General features: G+C 52.3%; 10 protein-coding genes. 4 read left to right on the forward strand and 6 right to left on the reverse strand.

From position 1 onward, the window contains the following. The first annotated feature begins 79 nt into the window (after window positions 1–79). Both eat and M1D99_RS21455 read left to right on the forward strand, forming a co-directional pair. Window positions 80–1,444, forward strand: a complete 1,365-nt coding sequence (gene eat / locus M1D99_RS21450) for an ethanolamine permease (protein WP_186704738.1) — start codon at window positions 80–82, stop codon at window positions 1,442–1,444. Window positions 1,445–1,564: 120 nt separating this feature from the next. Further along, window positions 1,565–1,732 (forward strand): DUF2897 family protein, encoded by a 168-nt coding sequence (locus M1D99_RS21455; RefSeq protein ID WP_003183831.1) that lies wholly within the window; start codon window positions 1,565–1,567, stop codon window positions 1,730–1,732. 183 nt (window positions 1,733–1,915) lie between these two features. Here M1D99_RS21455 and M1D99_RS21460 read toward each other — a convergent pair whose 3' ends face one another. Next, on the reverse strand, window positions 1,916–2,767 hold the full coding sequence (locus M1D99_RS21460) for an urea carboxylase-associated family protein (RefSeq protein WP_458130745.1): 852 nt from the start codon (window positions 2,765–2,767) through the stop codon (window positions 1,916–1,918). A 564-nt stretch (window positions 2,768–3,331) separates the two neighbouring features. Between M1D99_RS21460 and M1D99_RS21465 the strand changes: the two genes are divergently transcribed. Further along, the gene (locus M1D99_RS21465; protein ID WP_458130746.1) at window positions 3,332–3,667 is read left to right on the forward strand and encodes an acyltransferase family protein; all 336 of its coding nucleotides are present in this window, start codon (window positions 3,332–3,334) and stop codon (window positions 3,665–3,667) included. On the opposite strand, the gene tnpC is transcribed toward M1D99_RS21465, so the two are convergent. After that, window positions 3,619–5,163: an IS66 family transposase gene (tnpC, locus tag M1D99_RS21470; protein ID WP_458130747.1), complete on the reverse strand. Its 1,545-nt coding sequence runs from the start codon at window positions 5,161–5,163 to the stop codon at window positions 3,619–3,621. The genes M1D99_RS21465 and tnpC overlap by 49 nt on opposite strands. 18 nt (window positions 5,164–5,181) lie before the next feature. After that, the gene (tnpB, locus tag M1D99_RS21475) at window positions 5,182–5,541 is read right to left on the reverse strand and encodes an IS66 family insertion sequence element accessory protein TnpB (protein ID WP_244651899.1); all 360 of its coding nucleotides are present in this window, start codon (window positions 5,539–5,541) and stop codon (window positions 5,182–5,184) included. 62 nt (window positions 5,542–5,603) lie between these two features. Here tnpB and M1D99_RS21480 point away from each other — a divergent pair, with 62 nt between their 5' ends. Next, window positions 5,604–7,352 carry an acyltransferase family protein gene (locus tag M1D99_RS21480; protein WP_458130748.1) on the forward strand — a complete coding sequence of 583 codons (1,749 nt, stop codon included), beginning with the start codon at window positions 5,604–5,606 and terminating at the stop codon, window positions 7,350–7,352. A 348-nt stretch (window positions 7,353–7,700) separates the two neighbouring features. On the opposite strand, the gene M1D99_RS21485 is transcribed toward M1D99_RS21480, so the two are convergent. The 3 genes from M1D99_RS21485 to M1D99_RS21495 form a co-directional block, all read right to left on the reverse strand. Beyond that, complete coding sequence (locus M1D99_RS21485) at window positions 7,701–9,608, reverse strand: acyltransferase family protein (RefSeq protein ID WP_458130749.1); 1,908 nt, start codon at window positions 9,606–9,608, stop codon at window positions 7,701–7,703. 566 nt (window positions 9,609–10,174) lie between these two features. Next, window positions 10,175–10,510, reverse strand: coding sequence for a ComEA family DNA-binding protein (locus M1D99_RS21490; RefSeq protein WP_458130750.1), 336 nt, complete (start codon window positions 10,508–10,510; stop codon window positions 10,175–10,177). A gap of 115 nt (window positions 10,511–10,625) precedes the next feature. Then, window positions 10,626–12,620 carry a polysaccharide biosynthesis protein gene (locus M1D99_RS21495; protein ID WP_458130751.1) on the reverse strand — a complete coding sequence of 665 codons (1,995 nt, stop codon included), beginning with the start codon at window positions 12,618–12,620 and terminating at the stop codon, window positions 10,626–10,628. Window positions 12,621–12,622 lie beyond the last annotated feature (2 nt).

The following is a 12,622-nucleotide window of genomic DNA, read 5'->3' on the forward strand; positions in this document are numbered from 1 at the left end:
ACGACCGCCCCCGCCAGCCTGGCACGCCCGCTGCACAGTCCTCCCTAGCGCTTTTGCTATGGATCGAGGGGAGCCACCGATGAACACACAACTCAAACCCACCCTGGGCACCCTGCATTTATGGGGCATTGCCGTCGGCCTGGTGATTTCCGGCGAGTATTTCGGCTGGAGCTACGGCTGGGGCGTGGCCGGGACACTGGGCTTTTTGGTGACGTCCTTCATGGTGGCGGCCATGTACACCTGCTTCATTTTCAGTTTCACCGAACTGACCACCGCCATTCCCCATGCCGGCGGGCCGTTTGCCTACAGCCGTCGCGCCTTCGGCGAGAAAGGCGGATTGATTGCCGGGCTGGCAACACTGATCGAATTCGTCTTCGCCCCGCCGGCGATTGCCCTGGCCATCGGCGCCTACCTGAACGTGCAATTCCCAGCGCTGGACCCTAAACACGCAGCGGTCGGCGCTTATATCGTGTTCATGGGCCTGAACATCCTCGGGGTCAAACTGGCCGCGACGTTCGAGTTGGTTGTCTGCGTACTGGCGGTGGCCGAACTGCTGGTGTTCATGGGCGTCGTGGCCCCGGCGTTCAGTTTCAGCAGCTTCGCCCTCAACGGCTGGGCCGGCTCCGATGTGTTCGGCGCACCGGCCATCGCTGGCATGTTCGCCGCGATTCCTTTCGCCATCTGGTTCTTCCTGGCCATCGAAGGCGCGGCCATGGCCGCCGAAGAAGCCAAGGACCCGAAACGCACGATTCCCAAGGCTTATATCAGCGGCATCCTGACCCTGGTGTTCCTGGCCATGGGCGTCATGTTCATGGCCGGCGGCGTCGGCGATTGGCGTACCCTGTCGAACATCAACGATCCCCTGCCCCAAGCCATGAAAACCGTGGTCGGCGAAAGCTCCGGCTGGCTGCACATGCTGGTGTGGATCGGCCTGTTCGGGCTGGTGGCGAGTTTCCACGGCATCATCCTCGGCTACTCACGGCAGTTCTTCGCCCTGGCCCGCGCCGGCTACCTGCCCGCCTCCCTGGCCAAACTGTCACGTTTTCAGACCCCGCACCGGGCCATCATCGCCGGCGGACTGATCGGCATTGCCGCAATCTACAGCGACGGCCTGATCAACCTCGGCGGCATGACCCTCACCGCCGCGATGATCACCATGGCCGTGTTCGGTGCCATCGTCATGTACATCATGAGCATGCTCAGCCTGTTCAAGCTGCGCAAAACCGAACCCAACCTGGAACGTACTTTCCGCGCACCGGGTTACCCGATCGTGCCGGGGATCGCCTTGGTGCTGGCGGTGGTGTGCCTGGTGGCGATGGCCTGGTTCAACGCGTTGATCGGGTTGATCTTCCTTGGCTTCATGGCGGTGGGCTTTGTCTACTTCGTCCTCACCGCACAACTGCGTGCGGATGCTCCCGCCGATGCGATGCTGACCGGGCTGTGAGGTGAAGCCGGCCGAACGGGCGTAGTATTGAACCACTGCGAACAACATACGCTCATAAGTGGTAAGTGCGATGGATTGGCGAAACGTTCGTCTGTCCATCGCGCCCTCAAGGAGAGCCCTATGCCCTGGTATGCCTGGTTGATTCTGATTGTCGCAATCGGCTCGATCGTGGGAGGCCTGATGATGCTGCGCGACACGGCCAACAAAGTCGAACTCACGGACGAACAGCGCAAGCGTGTTGCCGAGCGCAATGCGGAAATGGATGCGAAAGAAGCCAAGGACCGTTGAGCTATTACCTGTCCCGGCTACATAGTGCTTTTGTGGCGAGGGAGCTTGCTCCCGCTGGGGCGCGAAGCGGCCCTAAACCTGCTGGCGCGGAGTGTCAGGCTGATCAGGTTTCAGCCGTTGGGGCTGCTGCGCAGCCCAGCGGGAGCAAGCTCCCTCGCCACAAAAAAGCCTGCGCCCGCTACATCACTTTTCCCAATCCGCCTTGGCAATATGCAAGCCATGCAGCCCCTTGTACGCGGCCCGCTCAGGCTGGCTCCAGCCCTCCAGCAATGAATCCTCCAACCGATAGATCTCCACACCCAGCGGGCGGCAGACGCTGAGAGGATCCTGCGCCTCCGGCCCCCACATCGCCAGCGACAGGTCTCCACCCGGGCAGGTGGACAGGGCGCACAACAGATCAATCTCGGCAAAAAACTCCAGGTAATCACCCTTCTGCGCCGGACAGGCCTTCATGAAGTACATGTCGTCATGATTGAGCCCTGTGCACTGGAAAATATTCAGCACATCATGCACGTCGAACTCAGTCAGGCCGTGGGGCAACACCGCACGGGTCAGGTTCGAATGGCAGTGATGATGGAAGTCCTCCCCGGTCAGCATCTTGTTCACATACGGATCACAGCGCGTACCCAGCAGATCATGCAATCGTCCACCATGCTCATCGATGCCGTAGCCGGCCAGGCTGTCGTCGGTGATGGTCACCAACGGCCGCAGGAATGGCAGGTTCGACCACAACCGATCATGGGTGCTGACATGAGCGCCCTGAAGCTGACGGGTGCGCGCCGCCCAGAGGCGCTCCCGCGGGTCATGGGCGTTCCAGACGTTGAAGTCCCCCACTTGCGGCCCTACTGGGGTGGTGACGCGGAACACGTGACCGGCGGGTACGTGCCAGGCGCGGCCAGTGCGGATGGGCACTTCGAACTGCTCGATCAGGCTGCGTTTGTCCTGCTGGGTGCGGATACGGTCGTAGAAGGGTTTGTCCACCTGCAGGGCTGAACCTTTGCTGACCTGGTAGGCGGCTGGGTAGTCTTTGTGCATGGCGCGGATCCTTGATCAGTGGTGATGGGTGGGAGTCAGCAGTTGCAGAAGCAGTTGCTCGGAATCATCGAGGTAAAGGCTCATGGCTTCGTGAGCTGTGCGCTTGTCGTCATAGCCCAGCCAGTGATGAATTTGCGGATCGCGAGGAGACTAGGCGCTGGAAACGCGGCTCATCGGGCATAAGCCATAGGCTTCTCCTCGTTCGGCCCTTCCGTCACAAAAATACCACCACCACCGCTAACGTCTAACTACGACTTGCAACGTCGCCCTCTCAGGCAGATTACGAGATACACCAGGAAGAACGTAATCCTTCTCCGTACGACCGCCTGATCAAAGCTGGCTGACTTTTGACCACCAATGCTTCGCGATTTATGGCCCGCTCACCCTAACGGCCTCGTCTTGTATCCGGATCTTGATCATGGACGCACGATTGCGATTCACGCTCCTAACCAAATCGCGTCACCATCATACGCTGCCCATATGTCAGGCCTGACACGTACAGCATTCACTTGTAGAATCTTACCCTAATCAAATTGCCCCGGCGAAGCCACAGAAAGGGAATTAATGCACAGCAAAAACACAAATTACCGACCTGACATAGACGGCCTTCGCGCGGTAGCTATCATCCTAGTGTTGTTGTTTCATTTAGATCTTGGCGTACCCGGGGGATTTAGCGGGGTGGATGTTTTTTTTGTGATATCCGGCTTCTTGATAACCGCCGTAATCAGAACATCGGTAGCTTCTAATCGATTTTCACTTACAGATTTCTACGCACGTCGCCTACTTCGATTGCACCCAGCACTAATGTATGCGATCCATAAACCCCACCTACCCAACAGTGGGTTAACGGTTTACCGTGGCATTTCTGGCGAGCAGTTCCACGGCAGTAAAGCTTCATAATCTTCAAGCGACGAAGCCTGAGGCAGCCGCTCCAGTACGTGGCGCAGCCACGTATAGGGCTCTTGGCCGTTGACCTTGGCGGTCTCGACCAGGCTGTAGATCTTTGCGCTGGCAGTGGCGCCGTTGACGGTATCGCTGAACAGCCAGGCCTTGCGTCCAATGACAAACGGCTTGATCGCTCTTTCGGCCGGGTTGTTGTCGATGGGCAGATAACCCGCTTCGACATAGCGCTCCAGTCGGCTCCAGTTATTCGCCAGATAATGCACCGCCTTGCCTAATGCACTTTGCGGCGTCACCTGGGATTGGGTTTTATCAAGCCAGACTTTCAGCTGCCCCAAGATCGGCAGGCTCTTTTCCTGGCGGGCGATAAACCTCTGTTCATCACTGGCTACCTTGAGTTCACGCTCGATTCCATACAGTTTGTTAATCATCGTCAGCGCGATATCCGCACGTCCCGTCTTGCCCTTGGGTTGCACTTTTTGCGCGTCCACGAACTTACGTCGTGCATGGGCCATGCACGCCAAGCGTTCCACGCCCAGCTGCAACGCCAAAGCGTTATAGCCAGCGTAATCATCGGTCATGACGTAGCCACGATAACTTTCCAGCAAACGCAACGGCACCTCCTGCGCACGGCTGGACGTGTAATCGAATAGCACGACTTTTCGATCCGGCGGACCACTGGTTTGCACCCACATCCAGGATTGACTGGTCGGGTCTCGATCCGGCTCTTTCAACACCTGGACGCGGGTTTCATCGCAATGGATCACCGGACTTTCCAGTAATCGGTCGCGCATCAAATTCAACAGTGGCTGAAAGTGCTCGCTGCACTGGATGATCCAGCGCGCGAGAGTCTGGCGCGGAATATCAATGCCATGTCGGCTTAGCACCGTTTCAAACCGGTGCAACGGCAAGCCATCAACATATTTGGTGGTCAGCAGCATCGCCAACACGCTGGGGCTGGCCATGCTTTTTTCGATCAACTGGGCCGGTTTGTCGACGGTGACCGGTGCAGTTTCGCAGCCTCGGCAAGCGTAGATCTTGCGGATATGTTTGATGACGCGGATCTGCATCGGCACGATATCCAGCTGCTCGCTGGTTTCCTCGCCAATGGCATGTTTGCGGCAACCACAGGCACAGGTCAGCTCGTGTTCGGGCAGTTCATGGATAACTTCGATACGCGGCAGCTCAGCCGACAACGGCTTGCGTTTGCCACGGCGAGGTGTCGGTGCAACGACTTCTTCATCAGCGTCGCCAACTAGCGGCATGGGTTCGCTTTCAGGCTCGTTGAACAAGGCCAATTGCGGCGTGTTGGGCTCAACAGTTTGCTCGGACTTGCGCCCAAATAGACGGTCGCGCAACAGCTTGATCTGTTCTTTCAGGTCGACAATGTGGGTCTGATAAGCTTGCGCCGATTCTTCCTGGCGGCTGAGTGCCTCAAGCAGCAATTGCTTGAGCAAAACAGGATCATCAGGAAGGTCGTCGGGTAGAGAAATCATGGCCCGGATTATACCGAGTCACGCCACGTAGCGCGGCGTCAAAACTTGATGAGGACGGTTGCGCCAGAGATCAAAACCGTCGAGCAGCCAGTTCAGCTCCTGGACGCTGAGGATAATCGCCTCGTCCGTAGCATCGGGCGACGTTTTGAAGCGCTCGGATTCCAAGCGCTTGAGCCAAAGACAGAAGCCGTTGCGCTCCCAGTACAAGATCTTCACGCGGTTGCGGGACTTGTTGAGAAAGACGAAAAGCACCGGATCGAACACGGCCACTTTTATATCCAGTTCGACCAATGCGGCTAGGCCATCGATGGATTTTCGAAAGTCCACTGGCTTGGGGTAGAGGTACACTTTTTCGACTTTGGCGTCGGGTCGCATCATGGCGGGGCTGGCTCCAGAAAGAGATCGGGAGCGAAGCATCGGGGATCAAATGCGGGCTTGGAATGTGGGGATCATGGATCACTTACGCACTAATCATCACCGTCGCCCTGTCCTTGGTAGCAGGATTTATTTTGATGGATCCAGGATCGTTGAGTCGCCTGGCCAGATCAGCTCAATACTCACTACTGTCGATCTCAAATTTTTATTTTTGGTTGAACCAGGGATACTTCGATGCCGACGCTAAAACACAACCATTGCTTCACACTTGGTCATTGGCAATGGAATGGCAGTTTTATCTGATCTGGCCTGCCATAATTTGGGGACTTCTCAAATGTAAAAAAAACACACTCACTTTGACCTTGTCGATCATTACGCTGACCTCCCTTACCGCATCACAAATAATGATAGGAATTGATTCCTCAGCAGCCTACTATATGATGCCGTTTCGAATTTTCGAGCTGTCACTCGGTGCCATTCTAGTAATCACACCGCGAATCCGAGAAAATGCGACTTTGGCTGAAGCCGTCTTTCTATCCGGAATCCTTCTTACCCTCGCTTCTGCCTTCTTCCTTAATAGCCAGTCCCCTTTTCCGGGACTTTTAGGACTAATTCCTTGCATTGGCGCGGCGGCATGTATTTATGCAGGAGAGCAAAGTAAATTAGCAGCAATATTGCGGACAAAGCCTATGGTCGCGATGGGGTTGATCTCATACTCAGTTTATCTCGTGCACTGGCCGATGATCGTTTTCTTCAAGTATTACGTTTTTCGGGAAATTACTACGCTCGAGAAACTCACCCTCTTCATCTCATCTATTGCTGCAGGCATTGCCCTATATAAATTTATTGAAAAGCCATTCATGACAAAAAAAAGGACGTCGAGGCTTGGGGGATATATATTTATATCAACATCACTAGCTTTGATCAGCGCAACAAACACCTATACGATGTCATCTAGCGGAGTACCATCAAGAATCCCAGAGAGCCTTATGCACCCTTATAACAACCCCGCAGAGTTCCATATATTAAATTATGGTGGACATGGAATAAAAACATTATCTAGACTTGGCGACACTGGTGGTGAGTTAATAGGAGTGCTAGCTGGTGATAGCTTTGCCCACCAATATGCCGGAGGTCTTAGGGAGATACTAAAATCAGAGAACCGCTCGATTTATGGTATTTTCAGGCACGGCTGTTTGTTATCTGATGAATACACAGTCAAAAGAAACAACGAGCCGCGCGCCGAATGCGGTGTATCCTACAGAGGCGCCATAAAACTACTAAAGGGAAACAATCTTGCATTTATTGTAGCTTATGACTGGAACCGCTATAAAAATATTATTTCTCGTAACGACGGCAGCTTCGTGGATACGGAAAACTTCATCTCCTACCTTAAAGTTATTGAAGACATACTAACCAAGACCAGAAAAGATATCGGAAATCGCAAGTTTATAATTATTGGAACGCACCCACATCCGGACCGACAGTTCAACCCCGTTTCCTGCATGATGCGACCAACGTACTTTGATCAGCCTTGCGAAGAAAAGCTAAACTACAGACTCGCCGACACCAGCTCAGTGAAAATTAATTCGCTATTAAAGGAATTTGCTCAGTCGCATCCCAATACCTACTATGTAGATATAGAAAAATCTCTTTGCAATAAAGGCGTCTGCAAAACGAAAGAGAATGGGAAACTCCTACTGTCTGACTCAACGCACCTATCGTTGGATGGTTCTAGACAGGTAGCAAGCCGTTTACTACATGACATCCATGTCATTCTTGAATCCATAAATGGCGCAGCTTATGATAGATAGCTATCCGAAACTATACATCCAACGATACGCGCCTAATAGCTACTCCTCTCTTCGCCGCGCACCACGATGGTTCGACTTCAGACCGATGGCTGCACAGTCCTCACCTCGCCAGGTGAGCTTGTAGTCGCCGCGCAGATCCATCTTAACAAGGTGCAGATTGCGAAAAAAAAATTTTGTCGGCTAAACTTCACCCAACTTCGTCGTATAACGCGCGCACGAGAATGAGGAGTACTTCTCGGTTCCGGATATATTCTTTCACCGGACAAAAAAAATCCCGGCTTTCGACCTTACAATGATAAGTACAAACTTAATTGTACAGATATTAAGTTCATCCTAGTTACTGTCTATTCAAAACCCGTCAAATCCTTTAAGCAGACCAGGATTATCTCTAACGATTGATGCGCCGATAAAATTCGATCCATTAACATTAAGATGGTTTCGATCGCGATAGAGTAGATGACCATTCCTAGCCATCCCGCACTTGTCATCCCTGCACACATATTGGCTAAGAGAAATGTATTTGACTCGCGGGTCGCGCCTAGAAACATTTAGAAGCTGTTCCCTGTAAACATTTAGCTCTCTATTTGCATCGCTTGTGGAAATGGTGCAACCGCTTTTCAGATATTCGGCATCGGTTACACATTTTCTCGGATCAAATGGAAACCTTGGAATATCATCAACTATGTATACTTCTTTTCCACTTGCCAACAGCGATTCGGAGGAAGCAAAAACCTCGTGCTCCACGGTGGAATCGTGTGGAACCTGCCTAAGGCGCTTGATCCAATGCATAGTAATTAGGACTTTTTTTGTTGAGTGGCTACCAATAATAAAATTATAGATTTCCGTGAACTCTGAATTACTAACAAAAGGAGGACTCCCCTTTATATAGTATGCAACATTTAAATTCGGTAGAGCCCTTGCCAACCCATTAAATAGGTGCTCAGCATGACTATCACCGATAATCGCTATATCAATATTAGAACTAGGCTTTGACTGCATACACCTTATATGCCCCTTATGAACAAGAGCATTATCCCTGACCGTCTTTTCTGTACACGTATAGTAATTATTGCTCAGATAATCAAAATATTTTTCATGCCCCAAATCCCCAGACACTTGCTTAGGCCCCCTGACATCCTTTGCTCCGCCTTTATATATATAAAAACCACCAATACCCACGGAAGACATTAGAAAGAGCAAAACCAGAACCGCGCCGGCGCGTGAAGATGTTCGTACGGGCGTTTCAACAAATTTATATGTAAGCCATGCCAGCACCAAGGAGGTGACAACGGCCAATGCTCGATATTTACTACCTGGAATCTCACCCTGAGTCACGCTAGCTAGCGATAACAGAGGCCAGTGCCAGAGGTAGAGCGGGAAGCTGATGAGACCAACCCAAACGGAAAATTTGTTGGCCAGCACGATGCGACTTGCTTTCGAGCCGCCACCCGGCCCGATCAGCAATAATGCTGCTAGCACAGGTATCAACGCCCAAGCTCCAGGAAAATTTTTACTTTTATCGATTAGTAAAAATCCCAATCCCAGCAGCACAAAAGCAACTAAAGCGCATATCTCTGGAATCCAGCCTGAGCGAATGTTTGAACCAATCCCTTTCTTTACACTAAAATAAGCCAGCCCCCCCCCAACGGCCAACTCCCAAAATCTCGTTAATGGCGAATAAAACGCTCCCACCGGATCAACATGAACCATCGTTACGCTAAAATAAAATGATATAACCAATAATACAGGAACGAGCGCTAAAGATGCTCTCCTGAACTGCCAAGCTAACCATAAAACAAAAGGCCACACCAAATAGAACTGCTCTTCAATCCCGAGACTCCAAAGGTGCAAAAGCGGCTTCATTTCGGCAGCGGAGTCAAAATAACCTGATTCACTCCACAGCACCAGATTTGCAACAAATCCAGCTCCAGACGCCGCATGCTTTCCTAACTGCTGAAACTCGGAGTCTATAAGAAAAAACCAGCCAAAAAGCAAACACGAAAAAAGGACAAGGAACAGGGCCGGAAATATCCTTCGGATACGTCTTACATAGAAATCAAGAATACTGAATGAATCTCTAGAGAGGCTTTTGATTAGAATGCCAGTAATTAAATACCCTGATATGACAAAAAAAACATCTACACCAATAAACCCGCCCGGAAAATTTCTCGGAAATGCGTGATACAGCACAACCGCCAAAACAGCTACGGCACGTAGACCATCAATGTCTGGCCTATATTTTAGGTAAGTACTCATGTTTGCCTACGCCTGGCTATCAGAAAATCATTGCTGATCTCCGATGAGATTGCAAAGTCGTCAAGTTTAGCGTTATGTAAAGTAGTCAGCAATCGCTTACCGCGCTTTTGCACATCGCTACGCCATTGGAAAACCATCGGCAGCGCCGCATCAAGCTTTGGTCAGTACAGGCTTACTTTGTCATGTCAAGAGGAAGTGGAAATAGCCAAAAAGGCCAGATGACAATGAAATAGGTACGCTGACATATTATCTGAAGGAAACCATGCTGAGGATATAGCGTACCATCTCGATGAACACTTTACGGAAGCGTTCACATCCCCGTTACCACCGAAGAGGCCTTACGAGCTGCCTTAGGAGCCAGACCTCAGCACTATTGATACTCGCTATGCAATCACCTGAATGCTGTGGTCAATCAATCTGGCACCAGCCCCTGATCAGTGAGGTGCTAGAGTAGGAACCAAAGGACATCTCCCAATACGTTCTCTCGGCCTTTGACATCGCCTGGCTTTCCCCGCCTGACGCAAAAAGGCCAGTCATACCAGACCGGCCTCTTTCACTCTCACACCTTAGTTCACCTCCAGCTTGTCACGATTCCTGTCGAGAATCGCCTTGCCAATCCCCTTGACCTCCAGCAGCTCTTCCACCGATGAGAAGGAGCCATTACTCTGACGATACGCAACAATCGCCTCAGCCTTGGCCCTGCCTATCCCCGCCAACTCGCGTTGCAGCGTAGCGGCATCCGCCCCGTTAAGATCCACCTTGGCGCTTTGCGGTGTAGCCGAAATTTCCAATGCCTGCGGGGTAGCCGTTGTCTCGGGCTTGACCGCAGGCGCAGCGATAACAGCTATAGAAGCGCTGGTCAGAAGGGCAAAAACCAGAGAGTAGAAATAGCCTGTACGCATAAATGACGCTCCATGACATCGTTAAGAGAGAAGCAGCTTTTCCGAAGCTGCCTCTCCAACTTAGGCGACGATAGGGGACTGTTCAAAAGTCTGTACGTTACAGGGTGTGTAACAATCAGGGTTCGAGGCGACGCTGCTGGTAGATCCAGTCGACGATCTCACCGTCCGGGGCGTAGCCACTGACGGTATCGCGCAGCAACTGACGGACTCTGGCGTAGTCATCGTGTTCGATGGCAGCCAGCAGCTCCGCCAGTCGGGCCTTGAGCACATCCCAGGGCAGGTGATCTTCGTTGGCACTCATGATCATCGGATGCCGGGTCGCGACAACGTTATCGCCAATCAGCAACTCCTCGTAAAGCTTCTCGCCAGGACGCAGGCCTGTGAACTCGACTGAAATGTCGCCATGAGGGTTCTTTTCCGAACGAACACTCAAGCCAGACAGGTGAATCATCTTCTCCGCCAGCTCGACAATCTTCACCGGCTCACCCATGTCCAGTACAAACACATCGCCTCCCAAACCCATGGAGCCGGCCTGAATCACCAACTGAGCGGCCTCGGGAATGGTCATGAAATAACGCGTGATCTTGGGATGCGTAACGGTTAACGGGCCGCCGGATTTGATCTGTTTATGGAACAGCGGAATAACCGACCCTGACGAGCCCAGTACATTGCCAAACCGGACCATGGTGAAGCGGGTTTTATTAACGCGCGAGACATTGGACTTATCGCCAAACAGCACAGGCGCCAGTTCGCGGCTCAGGGCCTGCAAGGTCAGTTCTGCAAGGCGCTTGGTGCTGCCCATCACGTTGGTGGGGCGTACGGCTTTGTCGGTGGAAATCAATACAAAATTCGATACGCCCGCCTGCAGCGCGGCTTGTGCGGTGTTCAACGTCCCGATCACGTTGTTCAAGACACCTTCAGCAATATTGTGCTCAACCATGGGTACATGCTTATAAGCGGCGGCGTGATAGACCGTGTCAACATTCCAGGTCTTCATCACGTCAAGCAACTTGTCCTGATCCCGTACCGACCCTAGGATGGGTAACATACGAACTGATAAGGATTCTCGGGCGATTCGCGGTTCGAGCTCTGACAGAATGCTGTATAGATTGAACTCACTATGCTCAAGCAGTATCAATATTTTTGGCTTGAGCGCCAGGATTTGCCGACAAAGCTCTGAGCCGATCGATCCCCCAGCCCCGGTCACTAGAACCGACTGCCCCGAAATGCAATGCTCAAGCAGCTCCGCCTGAGCAGGCACCGGGTCGCGCCCAAGGAGGTCAGCGACATCCACTTCCTGGATATCATCAACTTTGACTCGGCCGCTAGCCAAATCCATAAAACCCGGAACACTACGTACATGCAGTGGAAAACCTTCAAGCAGCGTTAATATCTCCCGTCGACGGCCTCGAGACGAAGATGGAACAGCTAGCAGAATTTCCTGCGCCCCCGTGGTCTCGATCATCTTTTGGATATGTTTGGGCTCATAGACCTGCAACCCGGCAATGACACGGTCTGCGATACTGCTATCATCGTCGATGAAAGCAACCGGGCGCATCACTCGCCCCATGCGCAACGCTGCCACAAGTTGATTACCAGCGGCTCCCGCCCCATAAATGGCAACTTTTGGCAGCCCGTCATCACGGCTGGTAAACGGCACATGCTGGGCAGCGGTGAACCAATCCCCCAGGAAATACTGACGCATCATCAACCGCAAGCCACCGATCATTATCAAGCTCAACCACCAATAGTTAAAGATAATGGAGCGGGGAACCATGGTTTTATGGTTGCTGTACCAATAAACAAGCAACGCGAGGAGCAAGGCAGAGAGGCTAACCGCCTTGCAAATAGTGATTAATGCGTCATTGCCAAAATAGCGCATAACAGCACGATACATGCCAAAGCGGATGAAAATCGGAATGGCGATGATAGGGGCGGATGCAAAAAGCCAAAGATGCGTTTTGATAGGGCTGACCAATTCCTCGATACCCAGCCGAACGATGAAAGCCAGCCATAAGGCTATCCAGACCAACACGATATCCGTAGCCGCCTGGATCGCGCGCTTATGGCGTCTCGGCAACCCAAGCATGGCGGCCCTTAATTTGTCCATAA

The sequence above is a fragment of the Pseudomonas sp. R3-41 genome (genome assembly GCF_054161485.1).